At 50.6% G+C, this 22,186-nt stretch carries 21 protein-coding genes and 2 tRNA genes; 6 read left to right on the forward strand and 17 right to left on the reverse strand.

Going from position 1 to position 22,186, the window contains the following annotated elements; genetic code table 11:
- Positions 1-16: 16 nt before the first annotated feature.
- From infB to rlmE, 10 genes are all read right to left on the reverse strand, one after another.
- Positions 17-2,710, reverse strand: a complete 2,694-nt coding sequence (gene infB, locus EDF78_RS14545) for a translation initiation factor IF-2 (protein ID WP_095923655.1) — start codon at positions 2,708-2,710, stop codon at positions 17-19.
- Positions 2,711-2,734: 24 nt separating this feature from the next.
- Positions 2,735-4,243, reverse strand: coding sequence for a transcription termination factor NusA (nusA, locus tag EDF78_RS14550; protein WP_119823399.1), 1,509 nt, complete (start codon positions 4,241-4,243; stop codon positions 2,735-2,737).
- 23 nt (positions 4,244-4,266) lie between these two features.
- Positions 4,267-4,719: a ribosome maturation factor RimP gene (gene rimP / locus EDF78_RS14555; protein WP_147243271.1), complete on the reverse strand. Its 453-nt coding sequence runs from the start codon at positions 4,717-4,719 to the stop codon at positions 4,267-4,269.
- A 228-nt stretch (positions 4,720-4,947) separates the two neighbouring features.
- A tRNA-Met gene (locus EDF78_RS14560) sits at positions 4,948-5,024 on the reverse strand.
- 59 nt (positions 5,025-5,083) lie between these two features.
- Positions 5,084-5,170, reverse strand: a tRNA-Leu gene (locus tag EDF78_RS14565).
- 84 nt (positions 5,171-5,254) lie between these two features.
- Positions 5,255-5,590 (reverse strand): preprotein translocase subunit SecG, encoded by a 336-nt coding sequence (gene secG / locus EDF78_RS14570; RefSeq protein WP_095923657.1) that lies wholly within the window; start codon positions 5,588-5,590, stop codon positions 5,255-5,257.
- A 235-nt stretch (positions 5,591-5,825) separates the two neighbouring features.
- Positions 5,826-7,166, reverse strand: coding sequence for a phosphoglucosamine mutase (gene glmM / locus EDF78_RS14575; RefSeq protein ID WP_095923658.1), 1,341 nt, complete (start codon positions 7,164-7,166; stop codon positions 5,826-5,828).
- Between the two features lie 2 nt (positions 7,167-7,168).
- Entirely contained in the window at positions 7,169-8,008 is an 840-nt protein-coding gene (gene folP, locus EDF78_RS14580; RefSeq protein WP_095923659.1) for a dihydropteroate synthase, read from the reverse strand.
- 125 nt (positions 8,009-8,133) lie between these two features.
- The gene (gene ftsH / locus EDF78_RS14585; protein WP_095923660.1) at positions 8,134-10,077 is read right to left on the reverse strand and encodes an ATP-dependent zinc metalloprotease FtsH; all 1,944 of its coding nucleotides are present in this window, start codon (positions 10,075-10,077) and stop codon (positions 8,134-8,136) included.
- Positions 10,078-10,133: 56 nt separating this feature from the next.
- Positions 10,134-10,763, reverse strand: a complete 630-nt coding sequence (gene rlmE, locus EDF78_RS14590) for a 23S rRNA (uridine(2552)-2'-O)-methyltransferase RlmE (protein WP_095923661.1) — start codon at positions 10,761-10,763, stop codon at positions 10,134-10,136.
- Positions 10,764-10,945: 182 nt separating this feature from the next.
- On the opposite strand from rlmE, the gene yhbY reads away from it, so the two are divergent.
- The gene (yhbY, locus tag EDF78_RS14595) at positions 10,946-11,242 is read left to right on the forward strand and encodes a ribosome assembly RNA-binding protein YhbY (RefSeq protein ID WP_095923662.1); all 297 of its coding nucleotides are present in this window, start codon (positions 10,946-10,948) and stop codon (positions 11,240-11,242) included.
- Between the two features lie 180 nt (positions 11,243-11,422).
- On the opposite strand, the gene greA is transcribed toward yhbY, so the two are convergent.
- Positions 11,423-11,899, reverse strand: coding sequence for a transcription elongation factor GreA (gene greA / locus EDF78_RS14600; protein ID WP_095923663.1), 477 nt, complete (start codon positions 11,897-11,899; stop codon positions 11,423-11,425).
- A 281-nt stretch (positions 11,900-12,180) separates the two neighbouring features.
- Here greA and dacB point away from each other — a divergent pair, with 281 nt between their 5' ends.
- Genes dacB through pmrB form a run of 3 tightly spaced genes read left to right on the forward strand, consistent with a single transcriptional unit; the run spans position 12,181 to position 15,385 of the window.
- The gene (gene dacB, locus EDF78_RS14605; protein WP_133823350.1) at positions 12,181-13,614 is read left to right on the forward strand and encodes a serine-type D-Ala-D-Ala carboxypeptidase; all 1,434 of its coding nucleotides are present in this window, start codon (positions 12,181-12,183) and stop codon (positions 13,612-13,614) included.
- Between the two features lie 20 nt (positions 13,615-13,634).
- Positions 13,635-14,297 carry a two-component system response regulator PmrA gene (gene pmrA / locus EDF78_RS14610; protein ID WP_133823351.1) on the forward strand — a complete coding sequence of 221 codons (663 nt, stop codon included), beginning with the start codon at positions 13,635-13,637 and terminating at the stop codon, positions 14,295-14,297.
- Positions 14,294-15,385 carry a two-component system sensor histidine kinase PmrB gene (gene pmrB, locus EDF78_RS14615; protein WP_133823352.1) on the forward strand — a complete coding sequence of 364 codons (1,092 nt, stop codon included), beginning with the start codon at positions 14,294-14,296 and terminating at the stop codon, positions 15,383-15,385. The genes pmrA and pmrB overlap by 4 nt, the downstream gene beginning before the upstream one ends.
- A gap of 72 nt (positions 15,386-15,457) precedes the next feature.
- Here pmrB and cgtA read toward each other — a convergent pair whose 3' ends face one another.
- From cgtA to rplU, 4 genes are all read right to left on the reverse strand, one after another.
- The gene (cgtA, locus tag EDF78_RS14620) at positions 15,458-16,630 is read right to left on the reverse strand and encodes an Obg family GTPase CgtA (RefSeq protein ID WP_095923667.1); all 1,173 of its coding nucleotides are present in this window, start codon (positions 16,628-16,630) and stop codon (positions 15,458-15,460) included.
- 33 nt (positions 16,631-16,663) lie between these two features.
- On the reverse strand, positions 16,664-17,620 hold the full coding sequence (locus EDF78_RS14625; protein ID WP_119823405.1) for a DMT family transporter: 957 nt from the start codon (positions 17,618-17,620) through the stop codon (positions 16,664-16,666).
- An 85-nt stretch (positions 17,621-17,705) separates the two neighbouring features.
- A complete protein-coding gene (gene rpmA, locus EDF78_RS14630; RefSeq protein WP_013573805.1) occupies positions 17,706-17,963 on the reverse strand; it encodes a 50S ribosomal protein L27 in 258 nt (85 codons plus the stop codon).
- A gap of 18 nt (positions 17,964-17,981) precedes the next feature.
- Positions 17,982-18,293 (reverse strand): 50S ribosomal protein L21, encoded by a 312-nt coding sequence (rplU, locus tag EDF78_RS14635; RefSeq protein ID WP_013573804.1) that lies wholly within the window; start codon positions 18,291-18,293, stop codon positions 17,982-17,984.
- A 259-nt stretch (positions 18,294-18,552) separates the two neighbouring features.
- Between rplU and ispB the strand changes: the two genes are divergently transcribed.
- Positions 18,553-19,524 (forward strand): octaprenyl diphosphate synthase, encoded by a 972-nt coding sequence (gene ispB, locus EDF78_RS14640; RefSeq protein ID WP_095923669.1) that lies wholly within the window; start codon positions 18,553-18,555, stop codon positions 19,522-19,524.
- Positions 19,525-19,575: 51 nt separating this feature from the next.
- On the opposite strand, the gene EDF78_RS14645 is transcribed toward ispB, so the two are convergent.
- A complete protein-coding gene (locus EDF78_RS14645; RefSeq protein WP_095923670.1) occupies positions 19,576-19,935 on the reverse strand; it encodes a DNA-binding protein in 360 nt (119 codons plus the stop codon).
- Positions 19,936-20,589: 654 nt separating this feature from the next.
- Between EDF78_RS14645 and EDF78_RS14650 the strand changes: the two genes are divergently transcribed.
- Positions 20,590-20,862 (forward strand): helix-turn-helix transcriptional regulator, encoded by a 273-nt coding sequence (locus EDF78_RS14650; RefSeq protein ID WP_095923671.1) that lies wholly within the window; start codon positions 20,590-20,592, stop codon positions 20,860-20,862.
- A 45-nt stretch (positions 20,863-20,907) separates the two neighbouring features.
- On the opposite strand, the gene mdh is transcribed toward EDF78_RS14650, so the two are convergent.
- The gene (mdh, locus tag EDF78_RS14655) at positions 20,908-21,846 is read right to left on the reverse strand and encodes a malate dehydrogenase (RefSeq protein WP_095923672.1); all 939 of its coding nucleotides are present in this window, start codon (positions 21,844-21,846) and stop codon (positions 20,908-20,910) included.
- Positions 21,847-22,186: the final 340 nt, after the last annotated feature.

The raw sequence follows: 22,186 nt of genomic DNA on the forward strand, positions 1-22,186 counted from the left end.
AGCTACTTCGCAAACGTTAAGCGATAGTACGTTTGATCTCGATGATTTCGAAGACTTCGATCACATCACCAGTACGCACATCGTTGTAGTTCTTAACGCCGATACCACATTCCATGCCGTTACGAACTTCAGCAACGTCATCTTTGAAGCGACGCAGGGATTCCAGTTCGCCTTCGTAGATCACCACGTTTTCACGCAGTACACGGATTGGGTTGTTACGCTTGATCATACCCTCAGTCACCATACAACCTGCAATAGCGCCGAATTTCGGTGACTTGAACACGTCACGAACTTCAGCCAGGCCGATGATTTGCTGTTTGTATTCTGGCGCCAACATACCGCTCATCGCCTGTTTGACTTCGTCAATCAGGTTATAGATAACGGAGTAGTAACGCAGATCCAGGCTTTCGCTTTCTACAACACGGCGGGCAGACGCATCTGCACGGACGTTGAAGCCCAGAATGATCGCGTTGGAAGCCGCAGCCAGTGTCGCATCAGTTTCGGTGATACCACCGACACCCATACCGACGATCTTAACTTTAACTTCGTCAGTAGACAGGCTTTGCAATGCATCGGAAATCGCTTCACAAGAACCCTGAACGTCTGACTTCAGAACGATGTTCAGTTCAGAAACTTCACCTTCGGTCATGTTCGCGAACATGTTTTCCAGTTTAGATTTCTGCTGGCGAGCCAGTTTAACTTCACGGAATTTACCCTGACGATACAGAGCCACTTCACGTGCTTTTTTCTCATCACGTACAACGGTAACTTCATCACCCGCAGCCGGTACACTGGACAGACCCAGTACTTCGACAGGGATAGAAGGACCCGCAGACGTAATATCACGACCCATTTCGTCACGCATCGCACGGACACGGCCGTATTCGAAGCCGCACAGAATGATGTCGCCTTTGTTCAGCGTACCTTCCTGAACCAGTACGGTAGCAACCGGGCCACGACCTTTATCCAGGAAGGATTCGATCACAACACCGCTTGCCATGCCAGTGCGAACAGCTTTCAGTTCCAGAACTTCGGCCTGCAGCAAGATAGCCTGCAACAGATCGTCGATACCGGTACCGACTTTCGCAGAAACATGGATGAACTGAGATTCGCCGCCCCACTCTTCCGGCATAACGCCGTACTGAGACAGTTCGGTACGAACGCGGTCTGGATCAGCATCTGGTTTATCGATTTTGTTTACCGCAACAACGATTGGCACGCCAGCCGCTTTCGCATGCTGAACCGCTTCGATAGTTTGCGGCATCACGCCGTCATCGGCGGAAACCACCAGAACGACGATGTCCGTTGCCTGAGCACCACGAGCACGCATAGAGGTAAACGCGGCGTGTCCTGGTGTATCCAGGAAGGTGATCATGCCGTTTTCGGTTTCTACGTGGTAAGCACCGATGTGCTGAGTAATACCACCGGCCTCGCCTGCTGCCACTTTCGTTGAACGAATGTAGTCGAGCAATGAGGTTTTACCGTGGTCAACGTGGCCCATGATGGTCACAACCGGAGCACGAGGCTCAGCGGCTGCGGAAGCACCAGTGTCACGATCGCTCATCAGCGCTTCTTCCAGTTCGTTCTCACGACGCAGGATAACTTTGTGGCCCATTTCTTCTGCAACCAGCTGAGCAGTTTCCTGATCAATCACCTGGTTGATGGTTGCCATAGCGCCCAGTTTCATCATGGTTTTGATGACCTGAGAACCTTTCACTGCCATTTTATTGGCCAGCTCAGCAACAGTAATGGTTTCGCCCACGACAACATCGCGGTTTACGGCAACAACAGGCTTGTTAAAGCTCTGCTGCAGCGTACTTGGCTTGCGCTTGCCTTTGCCGTTACGGCCGACAGCACGGGCTTCTTCGCGATCCGCTTTAGATTCGGACAGCTTGTTGCCTTTTTTCTGTTTGGTTGCTTTACCACCGCGGGTACGGCTGCGACGTTCGCCTTCAACTTTGGCGTCATTTTCGTCTTCAGCGGCACGAGCATGGGTAGAAGTGGTGACATGATAGTCAGCAGATTCTGATTCGCTTGGTGCGGTAGCTTCAGTCCAGACACCCGAGTCAGCCATTTTACGGGCCTCTTCTGCGATGCGTTTAGCGTTTTCTTCGATCTTACGCTGGGCTTCTTCTTCCGTTTTGCGTTTAAGCTCTGCGGCTTCAGCTTCACGGCGTGCTTTCTCTGCCTGAGCTGGTTTAGTTACTTCATCGGTATTTTGGTTGGTCACTTTATCTTTTTCCGCTGCATCACGCTTAGCTTTATCAGCGGCCTCACGTTTAGCTTGCTCTTCGGCGGCGCGTTTGGCTTTTTCCTGAGCTTCGCGCTGGGCTTGCTCTGCTGCTGCACGCTGTGCCTGTTCTTCCGCGTCACGCTTCGCCTGCTCTTCCGCTTCGGCCTGGGCAACTTCTGCCTCGGTCATATCACGTTTAACATAAGTGCGTTTCTTGCGGACCTCGATTTGCACCGATTTACTCTTCCCGCCGGTGCTCGGAATATTCAGTGTACTACGCGTTTTGCGTTGTAACGTCAGTTTGTTTGTCGCACCGGCATTTCCGCCATTCAGGTGCGCCAATAAAGTTTCTTTTTCTTGCTGGGTCACAGAGTCAGCTTCGGACTTTGAGATCCCTGCATCAGCAAATTGCTGTACCAGGCGATCTACCGGAGTCTGAATCTCTGCCGCCAGCGATTTTACAGTTACATCTGTCATGCTGTTCCTTCCTGCTACAGTTTATTACGCGTTGTCGCCAAACCAGCAGATATTGCGCGCGGCCATGATAAGTTCACCAGCCTGCTCGTCAGTAAGACCTTCAATATCAGCCAGATCGTCGACACCCTGCTCGGCAAGATCTTCCAGCGTACAAACCCCTTGTGCAGCCAGTTTAAATGCCATGCTGCGTTCCAGACCCGCCAGGTTAAGCAGATCGTCAGCAGGCTTTTTGTCACCGAGACTTTCTTCCTGAGCTAAAGCCAGTGTGGTCAGCGCTTCTTTCGCACGTTCGCGCAGCGCATCCACGGTGTCTTCATCCAGGCCGTCGATTTCAAGCAGTTCGTTGACTGGCACGTAAGCCAGTTCTTCAAGCGTAGAGAAACCTTCTTCAACCAGAACCGTGGCGAAATCTTCATCGATGGCCAGATATTTGGTGAAGGTATCAATCGCAGCGTGTGCCTCAGCCTGATGTTTGGCTTGCAGGTCGTCTGCTGTCATCACGTTCAGTTCCCACTTGTCATCACCACGATGCTGTTTCAACAGTTGGGAGGCTAAACGCACGTTCTGGCCATTACGGCCAATCGCCTGTGCCAGATTGCTGGCTTCAACGGCGATATCCATGGTGCACTTGTCTTCATCAACCACGATGGACGCGACATCTGCCGGGGCCATGGCGTTGATAACGAATTGCGCAGGGTTGTCATCCCAAAGGATGATATCGATACGTTCGCCGCCCAGTTCACTGGAAACAGCCTGAACGCGTGCACCACGCATGCCGACACAAGCACCGACGGGGTCGATACGTTTGTCGTTAGTTTTCACGGCAATTTTTGCACGGGAGCCAGGATCACGGGCTGCCGCTTTAATTTCGATCAGCTCTTCGCCGATTTCTGGCACTTCAATGCGGAACAGTTCAATCAGCATCTCGTTACGTGAACGGCTGACGAACAGCTGAGCACCACGTGCTTCTGGGCGAACATCATACAACACGCCACGAATACGGTCGCCGGAGCGGAAGTTTTCACGAGGAAGCATGTCTTCACGCAGGATAACGGCTTCAGCATTGCTGCCTAAATCCAGGGCGATGCTGTCGCGGTTAACTTTCTTAACGACGCCAGTGACGATCTCACCTTGCTGCTCACGGAACTGATCGACCACCATCGCGCGCTCAGCTTCACGTACTTTTTGTACGATAACTTGTTTAGCGGTCTGTGTGGTAATACGGTCGAAAGTGACCGATTCGATTTGGTCTTCGATATATCCGCCGAGTTCGATTGACGGATCTTCGTATTGCGCAGCTTCAAGGGTGATCTCGCGGGTTGGCTGAGTCACTTCGTCGACTGCCACCCAACGACGGAAGGTATCAAAGTCACCGGTTTTGCGGTCAATGCTGACGCGGACTTCGATTTCCTGCTCGTATTTTTTCTTGGTCGCCGTTGATAATGCAATTTCCAGCGCTTCAAAAATCTTCTCGCGCGGGAGGGATTTTTCATTAGAAACTGCTTCTACAACAGCCAGAATCTCTTTGTTCATCCTAGTTGCCTCTTCCAAACTCTTTAAAAGTGGGGTACCAGGTTCGCTTTCTGGATGTTGCTCAGTGCGAACACTTCATCTTTCCCTTCCACCGTCACCGTGATCATCTCGCCTTCGACAGCTTTGATAATGCCCTGCCATTTACGACGGTTCTGCACGGCCATACGCAGGACAATGCTGACTTCGTCGCCGAGAAAACGTTGATAATGTTCAGCGGTGAACATAGGACGGTCAAGGCCTGGAGAGGAAACTTCCAGGTTGTAGGCGACGGTGACTGGATCTTCAACGTCCAGTACAGCGCTCACCTGGTGGCTGACATCAGCACAATCATCAACATTGATCCCGGCGTCACTATCAATATAGATGCGCAACGTCGATTGGCGAGCCCGAACGAACTCGATGCCCACCAGCTCAAAGCCAAGTGCCTCGACTGGTGCTGTAATCAGCTCTGTTAATTTTTGTTCTAATGTGGACAAGCCCACCCCCAAGACATAAAAAAAGGGCTAAATAGCCCAGTGATTCTGTTGCCAAATAACAAAAAACCCCGATAAATCGGGGCTTTATGCAACTGGACCCTATTCGCCGCAAAGCGGCTTCGGTACAACTTTCGCGAAGTATTTATTTCAAATCGAAGCTTTCAAATGGGAACTGCAGAACATCACAGGAAGACCGAAAGTCTATTTGAAATAAACACTTAGGGAAAGTGGTTGCGGGGGCCGGATTTGAACCGACGACCTTCGGGTTATGAGCCCGACGAGCTACCAGGCTGCTCCACCCCGCGTCCGAAAACGTGGCAAATACTACGCCGATAATCGCTAAAAAGCAAATTATCATAAAGATTGGTACCGAGGACGGGACTTGAACCCGTAAGCCCATTCGGGCACTACCACCTCAAGGTAGCGTGTCTACCAATTCCACCACCTCGGCACTCTTTTTTTCGCAATCGCTTATACTGTCCGAGCATAAGCCATTGTTTGAAAACTGGTCTTCTTTCTAAAAGAAGTTTACTGCTTAGTGAGGAACATCACTGTTAGGCGCTGCTGGAGCTGCCGGTGCAGTTGTCTGCTCAGTTTTCACTGGCTGACTCAGATTTTCCCACTCACTGCCTTTTTGGCCTTTATTGGTGCTCATGTTCCCGAGAATCAAACTAATGATAAAGAACAATGCTGCCAAAATGCCGGTCATACGGGTCATGAAGTTACCGGAACCACTCGAACCGAACAATGTGCCAGAAGCACCTGCTCCGAAAGAGGCTCCCATATCAGCGCCTTTACCTTGCTGCAGCATAACCAGAGCGACAAGCCCGATTGCTACGATAAGGAAAATCACCAGAAGAGCGTCGTACATAGTAGTACCTGTATCCTCGCGGGTTCACCGCATGCCAATTGCTTCTCACCATTTAGCAGGTCATCAAAGGACCCACTGAAGCGGGTGTGAATACTAACCAAAGCCGTATTGCCGTGCAAGGGCAATTTTCATCAAACGGTTTGTTTGCGGAAAAAAACGGCAAATCTGGATAAATCCGGCGACAGGGATGTTCAGTCGCCAGGCATACACCGAAAATTTACCGTTTTTTATCAGCTTACGCTTTCACTGCTTTTACGGCGTCAGCAATGCGGTTAGCCAGTTTTTCCACCAGTTCCGCATCTTCCCCTTCCACCATGACCCTCAGCAGAGGTTCGGTGCCAGACTTACGCAGCAATACGCGGCCCCGTCCGGCCAGCTGTTTTTCAACCTCAGCCGTCACCTGCTTCACTTCTTCTGCTTCCAGAGGATCATGTTCCCCCGCAAAACGGACGTTGATCAGGATCTGCGGAAGTAACTTCATGCCGCTGCACAGGTCGTGCAGACTCATATGGTTACGCACCATCGCGGTAAGCACTTGCAAACCGGCAACAATACCGTCACCCGTGGTCGTTTTATCCAGCAGGATGATATGCCCGGAGTTTTCAGCGCCGATCCGCCAGCCTTTTTCCTGCATTTTTTCCAGTACGTAGCGGTCGCCCACTTTCGCACGGGTAAAGGGAATGCCCAGCTGTTTCAGAGCCAGTTCAAGCCCCATGTTACTCATCAGTGTACCGACAGCACCGCCTTTCAGCTGCCCCTGACGGAGTCCTTCACGGGCAATGATGTAGAGGATCTGGTCGCCATCCACTTTATTGCCTTCGTGATCGACCATGATCAGGCGATCGCCGTCACCGTCAAATGCCAGCCCGACGTGGGCTTTTTCTGCCAGAACGCGTTGCTGCAACTGGCGGACATCCGTTGCGCCGCATTCTTCATTGATGTTCATCCCGTCAGGCTCACAGCCGATGGTGATGACTTTGGCACCCAGTTCACGCAGCACGCTTGGCGCAATGTGATAAGTTGCCCCGTTGGCGCAATCCACGACAATTTTCAGACCATTCAGGCTGAGTTCGCTCGGGAACGTGCCTTTGCAGAATTCGATGTAACGACCCGCGGCATCGACGATGCGGCTGGCTTTGCCCAGCTCGGAAGATTCCACGCAGGTCAGGGGTTTTTCCAGTTCGGCTTCAATGGCCTCTTCCACTTCATCGGGCAATTTTGTGCCATCGATGGTGAAGAATTTGATGCCGTTATCATAGAAAGGGTTATGCGAGGCAGAAATGACAATGCCCGCTTCCGCACGGAAAGTGCGGGTCAGATACGCCACCGCCGGTGTCGGCATTGGCCCGGTGAAAGAGGCCGACAGCCCCGCAGCCGCAAGACCCGCTTCCAGCGCCGATTCCAGCATGTAGCCGGAGATACGCGTATCTTTGCCGATGATCACTTTACCTGAGCCGTGGCGCGCTAACACTTTGCCCGCAGCCCAGCCCAGTTTGAGAACAAAATCAGGCGTAATCGGCGTATCGCCTACTTTTCCGCGGATGCCATCTGTCCCAAAGTATTTACGGTTGCTCATAATTAATTTTTATCCCTTGCAGAAAGTGTCGCTTCCACGATACGCATCGCTTCAACGGTTTCTTTAACATCATGTACACGGACTATCTGAGCACCTTGCATGGCTGCAATGACCGCGCAGGCAACGCTGCCGGTTACCCGCTTCTCGGGGGAGACATGCAGAAGTTGTCCCACCATCGATTTCCTCGACATTCCCACCAGAAGCGGCAAGCCGAAATGATGGAACTCAGCCAACCGGGCGAGTAACTGATAGTTATGTTCTAAATTTTTACCGAAACCGAAGCCCGGGTCGAGCAGCAATTTGTTTTTCGGAATGCCGGCATTCACACAACGCGCAATTTGCTCAACAAAATACTGATCCACCTGCGCAACGACGTTGTCGTAGTGCGGGGATTGCTGCATCGTTTTAGGATCGCCTTGCATATGCATCAGACAAACAGGCAAGCCGGTTTCTGCGGCGGCCTGCAAGGCGCCGGGCTCCTGCAAAGAGCGGATATCGTTGATCAGATGCATGCCTGCGTTTGCCGCTTCGCGGATCACGGAGGCCTTCGACGTATCGACGGAGATCCAGACATCAAAACGACGCGCGATAGCTTCCACGACCGGCACCACGCGGGCCAGTTCCTCATCTTCGCTGACTTCTGCAGCTCCGGGCCGCGTTGATTCACCGCCAATATCGAGAATGGTTGCCCCGGCATCGACCATCGCCTGCGCATGCCTGAGCGCCAGATCTAAGGTGTTATGTCGCCCGCCGTCGGAAAATGAATCGGGGGTCACATTCAGGATCCCCATAACCTGGGGGAAAGTAAGGTCGAGCGTGAACTCTCTGGCTGTAAGGTGCATCAATCATGTCCCTTCTGATGAATCAATCATGGCTGTATCGGTTTCTGGCGCAAAGAATGCACGCATAAAAAACCCCGGGCAAGCCCGGGGTTGAGTGTTAACAGCGTTATTTTCCAGTCAGCCGCTTATTTGCCGCTGAATTGCTCAAACATCGTGTTTCCAGGGTTCGGCGTACGAGGTTCGTCAACAGGCGTTGGCGCTTTTGGCGCACCGCCGTCGTTAGAATTGCCGTTACCGTTTTTACCGTTAGCATCATCCCAGCCAGCTGGCGGACGAACTTCTGTACGGTTCATCAGGTCATCAATTTGCGGAGCATCGATGGTTTCATACTTCATCAGGGCATCTTTCATCGAATGAAGGATATCCATGTTTTCCATCAGCAGCGTACGCGCACGAATATAGTTACGTTCAACCAGAGATTTCACTTCCTGATCGATGATGCGGGCAGTTTCATCAGACATATGCTTGGCTTTCGCCACTGAACGGCCGAGGAAGACTTCGCCTTCTTCTTCCGCATACAGCAACGGACCTAACTTCTCTGAGAAGCCCCACTGCGTCACCATGTTACGCGCAATCGATGTCGCCACTTTGATGTCATTCGAGGCACCGGTAGAGACTTTTTCCACACCGTAGATGATTTCTTCTGCAAGACGACCACCATAAAGGGTAGAGATCTGGCTTTCGAGTTTCTGACGGCTGGCACTGATCGCATCGCCTTCAGGCAGGAAGAAGGTCACACCTAATGCACGGCCACGAGGAATAATGGTCACTTTGTGCACAGGGTCGTGTTCAGGAACCAGGCGGCCAATGATGGCGTGGCCCGCTTCGTGATACGCGGTAGATTCTTTCTGCGATTCGGTCATCACCATGGAGCGACGTTCAGCACCCATCATGATTTTGTCTTTGGCTTTTTCGAACTCAACCATCGACACCACACGTTTGTTACCGCGTGCGGAGAACAATGCCGCTTCGTTGACCAGGTTAGCCAGATCAGCACCTGAGAAGCCAGGTGTACCACGGGCGATCACAGAAGCATCAACATCGGTAGCCAGCGGAACGCGACGCATGTGAACTTTCAGGATCTGTTCACGGCCACGGACATCTGGCAAGCCCACCACAACCTGACGGTCGAAACGGCCCGGACGCAGCAACGCCGGGTCCAGAACATCCGGACGGTTAGTTGCAGCAATCACGATGATACCTTCGTTACCTTCGAAGCCATCCATCTCAACCAACATCTGGTTCAGTGTCTGTTCACGTTCATCGTGACCGCCACCTAAACCCGCACCACGCTGACGGCCAACGGCGTCAATTTCATCGATGAAGATGATACATGGAGCAGCTTTCTTCGCCTGTTCGAACATGTCACGCACACGGGATGCGCCCACACCGACGAACATTTCTACGAAGTCAGAACCGGAAATCGTAAAGAATGGCACTTTCGCTTCACCTGCAATGGCTTTCGCCAGCAAGGTTTTACCGGTACCCGGAGGACCCACCATCAGAACGCCTTTAGGAATTTTACCGCCCAGTTTCTGGAAACGGCTTGGTTCGCGCAGGTAATCTACCAGTTCGCTCACCTCTTCCTTCGCTTCGTCACACCCGGCAACGTCAGCAAACGTGGTTTTGATTTGGTCTTCCGTCAACATGCGGGCTTTGCTTTTACCAAAGGACATTGCCCCTTTGCCACCGCCGCCCTGCATTTGTCGCATAAAGAATATCCAGACGCCAATCAGAAGCAGCATCGGGAACCAGGAAATGAAGATAGTCGCCAGGAAACTCTGCTGTTCAGGCGGTTCTCCAACAACTTTCACGTTTTTACTCAGCAGCGTATCCAGCAATTTAGGGTCATTGACTGGGATATAGGTTGTGTATTTGCTGCTGTCTTTTTTGATAACGTCAATCGCACGTCCATTGATACGTACTTCACGAACCTGGTCTTGGGCCACTTCGGTCGTAAACGTCGTGTAATCGACTTTACTGCCGTTAGATTCGCTGGGCCCAAAACTCTGAAATACAGACATCAATACAACTGCGATGACCAACCAGAGGATCAGGTTCTTCGCCATGTCACTCAAGGGATTAACCTCATATTACAACTGTGTTAACAAACAGCGTTAGGGAACTACAGTTTCCGCCCTGTCGCTACGATGTACACTTCTCGCGAACGTGCTCGGGAAGCGTCTGGCTTACGAATCTTCACCTTCGTAAACAGGGAGCGAATTTCCCGCAGGTATTCATCAAAGCCATCTCCCTGAAACACCTTCACCAGGAAACTTCCGCCTGGTGCTAATACATCCCGACACATATCCAGCGCTAATTCAACCAGATACATCGATTTTGGAATATCGACTGCCGGAGTACCGCTCATATTCGGGGCCATATCGGACATGACCACCTGAACTTTGTTTTCTCCCACGCGATCAAGCAGCGCTTTGAGAACTAATTCATCACGAAAATCCCCCTGAAGGAAATCGACTCCAACGATGGGATCCATAGGCAAAAGGTCACAGGCGATAATCCGTCCCTTGTTGCCGATTTGCGTTGCCACGAACTGTGACCAACCGCCCGGCGCCGCACCTAAATCGACGACTGTCATACCCGGTTTAAACAGCTTATCGCTTTGCTGTATTTCATCAAGTTTAAACCAGGCGCGGGAACGCAGACCTTTTTTCTGTGCCTGTAGCACATATTTATCGCTAAAGTGTTCCTGCAACCAGCGACTGGAACTTGCAGAACGCTTCTTATTTGACATTATTTAGTAACCATATAGTTTTCCAACTACCCTGAGTTAGAGCCTTTGGAACAAGGTGTTAGCGTCATGACGTCTATGGCTAAGTCAGTATAAATCCCTTCCCGAAGCAGTCCGGGTTGGTGATATACATGAGATGGCGGTAGAATGACCCGTTTTCAATCCCAACTTAAGCAAAAAAGACGATGAATCTTAACAATAAACAAAAACAGTACCTGAAAGGTCTGGCACATCCACTGAAACCGGTTGTCATGCTGGGTAACAACGGCCTGACTGAAGGTGTGCTGGCCGAAATTGAACAGGCGCTGCAACATCACGAACTGATCAAAGTTAAAGTCGCGGCAGAAGAACGCGAAACGAAGACCTTGATCGTAGACGCAATCGTGCGTGAAACCAAGGCGTGTAATGTGCAAGTCATCGGCAATATGCTGGTACTTTATCGCCCTTCCACCGAAGACCGCAAAATTATCTTACCGCGTTAATGCGTTAAGGTTTAACGAAAAGCGCTGTAGATTTTCGGAAAGGTGCCACGAAATCACGTTCATGGAAAGGTCTGAACAGGCCTTTTTACTTTAGTTTTCAATTTACTGTGAAGTGATTCACTGCATGAATGTGCGAATTACAGGGCGAAACATCACGTTTCGCCCTTTTTAATGCAGATTTTAGAGGTATTCGACTTTTAATACTTCAAACTCGACATCGCCGCCAGGCGTTTTGATCACCACGACGTCATCCTGCTCTTTCCCGATCAAACCACGTGCAATCGGGGAATTCACAGAAATCAGATTTTGCTTAAAATCTGCTTCGTCATCGCCCACGATGCGGTAAGTCTGTTCTTCGTCAGTGTCCAGATTCATCACGGTCACAGTGGCGCCAAAAATGACCCGGCCAGTGGCAGGCATTTTAGTCACATCGATCACCTGAGCGTTCGACAGCTTGGCTTCGATTTCCTGGATACGACCTTCACAAAAACCCTGCTGTTCACGCGCAGCATGGTATTCAGCATTCTCTTTTAAATCGCCGTGTTCACGTGCGGTCGCGATATCAGCAATGATTTTCGGGCGACGGACGCTTTTCAAATGGTCCAGCTCTTCACGTAATCTTTCTGCGCCACGCAATGTCATCGGAATCGGTTTCATATATTTATTACCTCTAACTTGGTCCTTTCGGTAAACACCGTCCTGATTGAATCAGGTAAGAAATTAAGCCAGCTCTTCTGACCGACTCTCTGGCGAAAAACAAAAAAAACCTCACCCGGGGTTGCCACCAGGCCAGGAATCATTTTGCAATTTGATTCGTATTTTAACGTAGAGTTCCTTGAGGATCATCGTTTACTTTCAGCCACGTTGCGCCTGGGTTCGTAGCATCGTAGTATGGCACCACATTATCCTGCCGTTACCCAGAGCCTTTACTCAAAATAATGCGTTTTTTACGAATTGTCAGTGGATTAGCATGCGCGTTTGTTCTGAATACAAATGCGGCTCAGATCGAAAATTACACAGAATATCTGCCAGACGGCACGAATCTGGCTGTGCTGGTACAGAAAATTGGCGCGCCTGCGCCTGTGATCGATTACCACGGCACCCAGATGGCGCTGCCGGCGAGTACGATGAAGATTCTGACCGCTCTGGCAGCCCTGTTACAGTTGGGGCCTGATTTCCGGTTCACGACGACCCTTGAAACCCCGGGCTCCGTTTCTGATGGTGTACTCAAAGGGGATCTGGTGGCGCGTTTTTCCGGTGATCCGACGCTGAAACGCCAGAATATTCGCAATATGGTCGCCATGCTGAAAAAGCAGGGTGTGAAGGAAATCACGGGGGATGTGGTGATTAACACTTCGGTGTTCGCCAGCCATGATAAAGCCCCCGGCTGGCCGTGGAATGACATCACCCAGTGTTTCAGCGCCCCGCCTGCCGCCGCCATTGTTGACCGCAACTGTTTCTCGGTATCACTGTATAGCGCGCCAAAACCGGATGAAAACGCCTTTATCCGCGTCGCGTCTTACTATCCGGTGCATATGTTCAGTGAAGTACGCACACTGGCAAAAGGCTCTCCGGATGCACAATACTGTGAACTGGACGTCGTTCCCGGGGAATTCAACCGCTATACGCTCACCGGTTGCCTGACCCAGCGCAGCGAGCCTTTACCCTTAGCCTTCGCCATTCAGGACGGCGCCAGTTATGCCGGTGCGATTTTGAAAGACGAGCTGTTGCAGGCAGATATTCAGATTGATGGCACGCTGAAACGCCAGACACAGCAGACGCCGGCCGGTACCGTTCTCGCACAAACACAGTCAGCGCCCCTGCATGATTTGCTTCACCAGATGTTGAAGAAATCGGACAACATGATCGCCGATACCGTCTTCCGGACCATCGGTCATCAGCGTTTTGGCGTGCCGGGAACATGGCGTGCCGGTTCAGATGCTGTGCGTCAGATTTTGCGTCAGAAAGCAGGCGTGGATTTAGGTAACTCGATTCAGGTTGATGGCTCCGGTCTTTCACGCCATGACTTGTTATCTCCTGCCACCATGATGCAGGTGCTTCAGTACATCGCCCAGCATGATAAAGAATTAGACTTTATCTCGATGCTGCCACTGGCGGGTCATGACGGCACCTTGCAGTATCGCGGCGGTCTTCATGAGGCGGGTGTGGACGGCAAAGTGTCGGCGAAAACCGGCTCACTGTCAGGTGTCTATAACCTTGCCGGTTTTATCACCACAGCCAGCGGACAGCGTATGGCCTTTGTTCAGTTCCTCTCAGGCTATGCCGTTCCCCCTGAAGATCAACGTACACGGCGGGCACCGCTGGTACGCTTTGAAAGCCGTCTTTACAGGGATATCTACCAAAATAATTAAACACGGAGAAGTGCCAGACGATGAAACTGCTGATAGTTGAAGATGATGAACTTTTACGGCAGGGATTAATGCTGGCACTTACCAGTGACAATTATGCCTGCGACTGCGCAGCGACGGCGGCCGAGGCGCAAAGCCTGATCCAAACCAGCCAGTACAGTCTGGTGATCCTTGATTTAGGATTGCCAGATAAAGATGGCGCAACATTGCTGCGTCAGTGGCGACGTCAGGCTATTTCCCTGCCCGTGCTGATCCTGACCGCCCGTGATGCGCTTGAAGACCGGGTTGATGGACTGGACGCGGGTGCCGATGACTACCTGATTAAACCTTTCGCGTTGGCTGAATTGCAGGCACGGGTTCGTGCACTCATCCGCCGCTATCAGGGACAAAGTGACAATCTGATCGCCGTCGGCAACCTGAAAATCAATCTTTCCTCGCAACAAGCCTATCTCGACGACGCGCCGGTAGAAGTCACGCCAAAAGAATTCGCCATTTTATCACGCCTGATGATGCGCGCCGGGCAGACCGTCAACCGCGAGTTGCTGCAGCAAGATCTCTACACCTGGCAGGATGATTTAGGATCTAACACGCTTGAAGTGCATGTCCATAATCTGCGCAAGAAACTGGGTAAAGAAGTGATCAGGACGGTGCGCGGCATCGGCTATCGTCTGGAAATGACCGTATGACCAGTATGCGTCGCCGCCTGCTGGTTATGCTGGCCCTGATCCTGTTCGTGACGCAACTGACCAGTATTTTCTGGCTGTGGCATGAAAGTCAGGAGCAAATTAACCTGCTGGTGAATGACACACTGTCGGCCAAAGTCCGCAACGCGCATGTTGAAAAGGAAATTGCTGAAGCCATTGCTTCGCTGATCGCCCCTTCTTTGCTGATGATGAGCATCACGCTGGTGTTATCGTTCTGGGCAATCAGCTGGATTATTCGTCCTCTCAATCAGTTACAAAAACGACTGGAAACCCGCTCGGCCGACAATCTTTCGCCTCTGCCGCTGAACAGCGAAATCAGGGAAGTCGTCGCCGTCACCAACGCCCTCAATCAGCTTTTTTCGCGCCTCTCCAGCACCATTCAACAGGAACGGTTGTTTACCGCCGATGCCGCGCATGAATTGCGTACGCCGCTGGCTGGCGTCCGGCTGCATCTGGAAATCATGCAACAAAAAGGCGTGGAAGGCAGCGATACGCTGATTGGCCGCATCGATTCGCTCATGCATACCATCGAGCAATTGCTCATGCTCGCCCGTGCCGGACAGAATTTTGCTAAAGGCGAATATCAGCAGGTTGACATGGTCAATAACGTCATTGAACCGCTCAAAGAAGAACTGGGTGAAATGCTCAGTGAACGCGGCCAGAACTTGCAAATACACCTGCCGCCCCGGGCTGAAATTCAGGGCGATGCGGTGCTGCTGAGGCTGATGGTGCGCAATCTGGTGGAAAATGCTTACCGCTATGGTCCGGAAAACAGCGACATCACCCTGTCGATTGCGCCGCAGGAAAAGGGTTTTCTTATCCAGATTGACGACGCTGGCCCGGGTATTGATGAAACCAAAGCCAGTGAACTGACGCAGGCTTTCAAGCGTGTCGACCAGCGTTATGGTGGCAGCGGTCTGGGCCTGAATATTGTGGTGCGGATTGCCCATCTGCATGGTGGTACGCTGACATTGCGTAACCGCAGTGGTCACACGGGGCTTAGCGCACAATGCTGGCTGCCGGATGTCGCGCTGCAAAGCTCACTGACACTTTCCCCCGACACCCGTTAACGCGGGTCACAGAAAGCAAAAAGGCTGCCAGAGGCAGCCTTTTGTTTAGCGATGGAACGCGAATGTCAGGGATTAACGTTCGTAGATGATTTCGACACCTTCGTCATCATCTTCGTCCCAGTCATCATCCCAGTCGTCATCAGCTTCAGCTTCCACTTCAGCCAGTTGTTCACGGTGATAGTCATCCCACATGAACTCAACTTTCTCTGGTGCCGCTTCTTCAATCGCCATGTGTTTAGGGTTTTCGTTGATGAATTTCATCACGTCCCAGCACAGGGCATTAACGCCTTCACGGTTAGCTGCGGAGATCAGATAATAATTACCTTCCCAGCCCAGAGCTTCAGCGATCGCTTTAGCACGTGTTTCCGCTTCTTCTTTCTCAATCAAATCAACTTTGTTGAACACTAACCAGCGCGGCTTTTCGGCCAGCTTGGCGTTGTATTGTTGCAACTCGTTGATGATCACTTTGGCGTTTTCGATCGGATCAGATTCATCGATCGGAGCAATATCAATCAGGTGCAACAGAACGCGGCAGCGCTCAAGGTGTTTCAGGAAGCGGATACCGAGGCCCGCGCCTTCAGAAGCCCCTTCGATCAGACCCGGGATGTCAGCAACCACAAAGCTCTGCTCGTGATCCATACGCACCACACCCAGGCTTGGAACCAGTGTGGTAAACGGATAATCCGCAACCTTTGGTTTTGCCGCAGATACGGAACGGATAAACGTCGATTTACCGGCATTCGGCAGACCCAGCATACCCACGTCGGCTAACAACATCAGTTCAAGAGCGATATCGCGCTCTTCACCTTTGGTGCCCATGGTTTTCTGGCGTGGTGAACGGTTCACGGATGATTTGAAGCGGGTGTTACCCAGCCCGTGGAAACCGCCTTTAGCCACCATATTAATCTGACCGTTTTGGGTCATATCGGCCAGAACTTCGCCGGTGCTCTGGTCAAGAACACGCGTTCCGACAGGCACTTTAATGGTGATATCTTTACCGCGTTTACCGGTACAGTCGCTGCTCTGACCGTTAGTACCGCGCTCAGCACGATAAGATTTCACAAAGCGGAAATCGATCAGCGTATTGAGGTTTTCATCAGCAAGCAGGTAAACATCGCCGCCATCGCCACCGTCACCGCCGTCAGGACCGCCACGTGGAATGTATTTTTCGCGGCGGAAGCTGACGCACCCGTTACCGCCATCACCGGCCACAACCAGAATCGTGGCTTCATCAACAAACTTCATTTGTACCGTCTCCGTAAATCATTCGCCGGGCAGCTAAAGTTTAGCTACCAGGTTTTGCTCTGTCCGACGTGGCCACCATCGATGGCCAATTGCGGAAAACATTGCACCCGCCACCACCACAAATGCCCCAAGATAACCAATGAAATTAAGCACTGGTGCAGCAAAAAAGTCAGGCCAGGCAAGTGCCAATAAATCTGAAAATAGCAGGGTAAACAGCGGGGTAAGTGTCACTAAAGCACTGACCTGAGCCGCCTGCCATCTCGCCATCGCTTCCGCTAAGGCGCCATATCCTACTAAGGTATTCGCGCCGCAAAACAACAGACAGGCAAACTGCCAGCCGCTGAGCTGTGAAAGCACCGCCGGGCTGGCCAGCGGGAGCAATGCGATAGAACATAAAGTGTACAGCAAAAACAGGATTTGCGGTGAAGCCAGTTGGCGGAGCAGAACCTTTTGCGCCACGCCGTAAATCACCCAAACCGTTGCTGCCCCGACACCAAAAATCACACCCAGGGTGTAATCCGTCAGTCGGGTAAATATCTCAATCAGGCTGGTATTGAAAAATAATATCAGCCCGAAAAATAACATACTGGCGCCAATGACCTGCGTAACCCGCATCCTTTCTTTCAGGATGATCACGCTGGCTACCATCATACCGACAGGAGACAGCTGGCCGATGACCTGCGACGCCGTCGGGCTGAGAAATTGCAGGGAAGAACTGAAAAGGACAAAATTCCCCAGCAATCCACAGGTCGCAATCAGCACTAAGATCATCCAGCGCGGACGGTGAAAAATCGCTTTAGGTGGCAGTCTGCGTTTCGCAGCCAGAATACACCCCAGCACCACCGCAGCCATTGAAAACCGATACCAAACTACGGTAAAGGGATCCATCACCACCAGCACTTGCTTCATGGCAATGGGTAAAGACCCCCAACTCATCGCAGTGATCAGTGCTAACAGAATACCGATGGGTGCCTGCGATTTCGTGTCCATATCCCGCCAGAATGGGCTAACCAGAATGTAAAAAGCCCCGCAACGAATTGCGGGGCTTACATCTATTTACTAAGACGCGAAAAACTTATTCAGCTTCGATGCTGATGTACTTACGGTTTTTCGGGCCTTTAACTTCGAACTTGACTTTACCGTCAGCCAAAGCAAACAGAGTGTGGTCCTTGCCGCAACCCACGTTGATACCAGCGTGGAATTTAGTGCCGCGCTGACGAACGATGATGCTGCCTGCCAGTACTGCTTCGCCGCCAAAGCGTTTTACGCCCAGACGTTTAGCTTCTGAATCGCGACCGTTACGTGTGGAGCCGCCAGCCTTTTTGTGTGCCATTGTTCCGCTCTCCTAATCTTAAGCGCTGATGCCGGTGATTTTAACGTCAGTGAACCACTGACGGTGGCCCTGCTGCTTACGATAGTGTTTACGACGACGAAACTTAACGATTTTGACCTTTTCGCCACGACCGTGAGCAACGACTTCAGCTTTGATTACACCGCCAGCCACTAAAGGCAGGCCGATATTGATTTCTTCACCGTTTGCAATCATCAGAACCTGATCGAATTCGATAGCTTCGCCAGTTGCAACGTCCAGCTTCTCCAGACGAATAGTCTGTCCTTCGCTGACACGGTGTTGTTTACCACCACTTTGGAAAACCGCGTACATATAAAACTCCGCTTTCCGCGCACTCAACTTTGTATAGTCCAGAGGGCGCTATAAATATTCACAATAGGGCGCGAATTCTACGCAAAAAATCAGCATAAGACAAGAGCACAATGACCACAAAAGAAGAAAAAAAGCGCAGTTCTTCCGTTGTCATTTATCTACACTGTTTTTCAAGTACAATCCCCTTTACAGTTAGCGCCATGTGCCAATGTGAGCCAGACCTCATTGCGGTGAAGAGAACAACAGCTGAAAAAACACAATGAACCTAGAACAGATTATTGATCTTACCCAGGACGATATGGCTGCAGTGAACGCATCCATCCTTGAACAGTTGAATTCAGAGGTTTCTCTCATCAATCAACTGGGATATTACATCATCAGTGGCGGCGGCAAACGTATCCGCCCGATGATAGCAGTACTGGCCGCCAAAGCACTATCCTATGAAGGTGATAAACACATAAAAGTCGCCGCGCTGATTGAGTTTATTCATACCGCGACGCTGCTTCATGATGATGTGGTTGACGAATCAGATATGCGCCGTGGGAAAGCCACAGCGAATGCTGCATTTGGCAACGCTGCCAGCGTGCTGGTTGGTGACTTTATCTACACCCGCGCCTTCCAGATGATGACGGATCTGGAATCACTGCCTGTCCTGGCCCTCATGGCCAAAGCGGTGAATGTGATCGCCGAAGGGGAAGTGCAGCAATTAATTAACTGCAATGACCCGGACATTACCGAAGAAAGCTATTTGCAGGTGATCTACAGCAAAACCGCGCGTCTGTTTGAAGCCGCATCGCAAGCCTCTGCCATGCTGGCTGGCGGGAACAGTGAGCAGATCGCCGCGTTGCAGGATTACGGCCGTTATCTGGGCACCGCGTTCCAGCTGATTGATGACTTACTCGATTATGACGCGGATGGTGAAACCTTAGGCAAAAACACCGGCGATGACCTTGATGAAGGGAAACCGACATTGCCCCTGTTGCATGCGATGCAACATGGTGACGCTGAGCAATCTGCCATGATCCGTAAAGCTATCGAAGAAGGTAATGGTCGCCATTTACTTGAACCGGTCCTTGCCGCCATGCATCAGTGGGGGTCTCTGACCTATACCCGCCAGCGTGCTGAGCAAGAAGCCGATAAAGCCATACAGGCGCTTCAGGTGCTGCCGGAATCAGATTATCGTGCTGCGCTGGAAGGTCTGGCGCATATGGCTGTAAAACGCGATTTCTGATGCTTCCTGTCGTGCTTGCAGATATTCGCAGGCACGACAGGGTTTCATCAGCTAGGTCTCGTCAGGCTTACGTAACCTGTTCAGTATTTCCGATACCCCTTCCCGCACAATAAACGAGATCATCGTTTCCCGTTCAGGTTCCTTCAACTGCTTATAACTTTCGATCCAGATCGCCAGCGGATCCTGATGAGACGTATACACATACTCCGCGGAATGTTCATTCATCGCCAACGTCGCCGCGGTATTTCCAGGCAAACTGTCGATGTGATATTCCACCGCGCGCCCTTGTACACCTCTTCTGCGACGTTTAATCCAGCATAACCTGCGAGCCATTCCATGCACACCTTGTGTAGACGTCGGGAGACCTTGCTTTCCAATTAATTCCTTTGCTGCAAACCACTCTTTTTTCATAACATTCCTTGTTTTCTTACATACCCATAAGAAAGATCGTTGTTATAAATCTATGTCGTTAATCCCGCTACTTTCTATAAATGCGTATTTATTTAAAAAGGAGATTAACACGAGCCAGTTAGAGAAACGTCTATTAACAGAAAGAAGATATTCAATTTTCAGGAATGAGTCTACAGCTGTATTTAAAAGCTTCCATGAATAATGTTTATCAACACGCTGATGAGTTCATTAAAAACCATTATTCAGAAAGAAATAAAAATTTCAAAAGAAGATTAAATTAAAACCCCTTATAAAACAACAAGAAACAGACAACCCCACTTTAAATCAGAAAAAACAGCGTCGTTAAACATTATTGAAAGAACACAATAAAAGATAACTCATTGATATAGAAAATGCATTTGATCGAAAAAACAGCATGTCATTAAAGGGTTCATTTTAATTTTGTTCAAAAAAATAATGATACATAGTCATGAATCACAAAAATCAAAATTAATTTACTTGTTTGTCTTAATTAAAAGAAGAAGGTATTTTCTAAATAAGGCAGATGAAGATTTTTAGGAAACATTGATGGAATATATATAAATGGAGAAAAAGATCTCATAACCGATATTTTAAAAATGAACGAGTGAAACCCATTTTGATAAGGATGACATCATGACGATAAGGACTGAGGACTGGCATCAGGCGGACATCATTGCCGCACTGAGAAAAAAAGGCACCACGCTTGCAGCGGTATCACGCTCTGCGGGGCTGAGTTCTTCCACACTTTCTAATGCGCTATCACGACCATGGCCGAAAGGCGAAATCCTGATTGCAGGCGCGCTGGGCATACACCCTTCGCTTATCTGGCCAAGCCGTTACTATGACCCGAAAACGTTTCAGATTATTGAGCGCCGTTGCCGCGTACCAGGAGAAAAACACGATTAGCAGAAAGCAAAAGCCGCCAGGTATCCGGCGGCTTTATTGCAAAAATCAGTGATTAATAAACTGTTCACCCAGCTCGATATCTTTACGCAGGATATCCAGCATTGAATCCAGTGACTGCTGTTCAAAGGCGCTGAGCTTGCCAATATCGATGAGCTCTGCGATACCATTTTTACCTAACAGGACGGGCTGGGCGAAGAATCGAGCATATTCGCCTTTACCTTCCACATAGGCACATTCCACAACATTGCTTTCGCCTTGCATGGCACGTACCAGCGATAAACCGAAACGCGCCGCAGCCTGACCCATCGACAGGGTCGCAGAACCGCCACCGGCTTTGGCTTCCACCACTTCCGTTCCGGCGTTCTGAATACGTTTGGTCAGCGCAGCGATTTCGCTTTCACTGAATGACACATCCGGGATCTGAGACAATAAAGGCAGAATGGTCACGCCGGAATGGCCGCCAATCACCGGCACGTCGATCGCTTCGGGTTGTTTACCCTTAAGTTCAGCCACAAAAGTATTTGAGCGAATGGCGTCCAGCGTGGTGACGCCAAACAGTTTGTTTTTATCGTATACGCCCGCGTTCTTCAGGACTTCAGCCGCGATCGCCACAGTGGTATTGACCGGGTTGGTGATCACACCAATGCAGGCTTTTGGACACGTCGTGGCAACCTGTTGGATCAGATTGCGGACGATCCCGGCGTTTACGTTAAAAAGATCGGAGCGATCCATTCCCGGCTTACGCGCCACACCTGCGGAAATCAGGACGATATCAGCGCCTTCCAGCGCCGGGGTGGCATCCTCACCACAGAACCCTTTAATGTTGACCGCAGTCGGGATATGACTGAGATCGACGGCGACACCCGGAGTAACCGGCGCGATATCATATAATGAGAGTTCGGAACCGGAAGGTAGCTGGGTCTTGAGCAGAAGTGCGAGGGCCTGACCGATACCGCCCGCAGCACCTAGAACTGCAACTTTCATCCTATACTCCTTTTTTATCATTAACTTATAAGTGTCGTGGATTTATTTTTAGTGTGACCTTAATCACTTATGCTGTTAAAAACAATCGCTCACTTGCAGAGAATCTGAGGTGGGTCGTTTAGAAAGTAAATAAACTCTCTAACGTCACCTTTTTACTGTCTTTTATGGCTTTTTGTCGGGAAGCTACACCATTAAAAGTAGCACCACAAAACCCACCAGGTTAATAAATGGTTAAATTCGCTCCAATGTGAGAGCTGAATCGAGATCATCAGCCAAACCGCCCGTTGCGCACCCGAAGTAACAGGCAATGCACAATTTTGGCATATTCATTACCTGCCGC

Origin of the sequence: Rahnella sp. BIGb0236, from assembly GCF_004364755.1 — a bacterium.
Lineage (GTDB): Bacteria > Pseudomonadota > Gammaproteobacteria > Enterobacterales > Enterobacteriaceae > Rahnella > Rahnella victoriana.

Bases quoted from the DNA above. Each gene is read 5' to 3' on its own strand.
- yhbY (WP_095923662.1), top strand. From the start codon at position 10,946: ATGAATCTTAACAATAAACAAAAACAGTACCTGAAAGGTCTGGCACAT.
- ftsH (WP_095923660.1), bottom strand. From the start codon at position 10,077: ATGGCGAAGAACCTGATCCTCTGGTTGGTCATCGCAGTTGTATTGATG.
- cgtA (WP_095923667.1), bottom strand. From the start codon at position 16,630: ATGAAGTTTGTTGATGAAGCCACGATTCTGGTTGTGGCCGGTGATGGC.
- mdh (WP_095923672.1), bottom strand. From the start codon at position 21,846: ATGAAAGTTGCAGTTCTAGGTGCTGCGGGCGGTATCGGTCAGGCCCTC.
- dacB (WP_133823350.1), top strand. From the start codon at position 12,181: ATGCGTTTTTTACGAATTGTCAGTGGATTAGCATGCGCGTTTGTTCTG.
- pmrA (WP_133823351.1), top strand. From the start codon at position 13,635: ATGAAACTGCTGATAGTTGAAGATGATGAACTTTTACGGCAGGGATTA.
- infB (WP_095923655.1), bottom strand. From the start codon at position 2,710: ATGACAGATGTAACTGTAAAATCGCTGGCGGCAGAGATTCAGACTCCG.
- EDF78_RS14645 (WP_095923670.1), bottom strand. From the start codon at position 19,935: ATGAAAAAAGAGTGGTTTGCAGCAAAGGAATTAATTGGAAAGCAAGGT.
- rplU (WP_013573804.1), bottom strand. From the start codon at position 18,293: ATGTACGCGGTTTTCCAAAGTGGTGGTAAACAACACCGTGTCAGCGAA.
- glmM (WP_095923658.1), bottom strand. From the start codon at position 7,166: ATGAGCAACCGTAAATACTTTGGGACAGATGGCATCCGCGGAAAAGTA.
- EDF78_RS14650 (WP_095923671.1), top strand. From the start codon at position 20,590: ATGACGATAAGGACTGAGGACTGGCATCAGGCGGACATCATTGCCGCA.
- rpmA (WP_013573805.1), bottom strand. From the start codon at position 17,963: ATGGCACACAAAAAGGCTGGCGGCTCCACACGTAACGGTCGCGATTCA.
- ispB (WP_095923669.1), top strand. From the start codon at position 18,553: ATGAACCTAGAACAGATTATTGATCTTACCCAGGACGATATGGCTGCA.
- greA (WP_095923663.1), bottom strand. From the start codon at position 11,899: ATGAAACCGATTCCGATGACATTGCGTGGCGCAGAAAGATTACGTGAA.
- folP (WP_095923659.1), bottom strand. From the start codon at position 8,008: ATGCACCTTACAGCCAGAGAGTTCACGCTCGACCTTACTTTCCCCCAG.
- EDF78_RS14625 (WP_119823405.1), bottom strand. From the start codon at position 17,620: ATGGACACGAAATCGCAGGCACCCATCGGTATTCTGTTAGCACTGATC.
- pmrB (WP_133823352.1), top strand. From the start codon at position 14,294: ATGACCAGTATGCGTCGCCGCCTGCTGGTTATGCTGGCCCTGATCCTG.
- secG (WP_095923657.1), bottom strand. From the start codon at position 5,590: ATGTACGACGCTCTTCTGGTGATTTTCCTTATCGTAGCAATCGGGCTT.
- nusA (WP_119823399.1), bottom strand. From the start codon at position 4,243: ATGAACAAAGAGATTCTGGCTGTTGTAGAAGCAGTTTCTAATGAAAAA.
- rlmE (WP_095923661.1), bottom strand. From the start codon at position 10,763: ATGTCAAATAAGAAGCGTTCTGCAAGTTCCAGTCGCTGGTTGCAGGAA.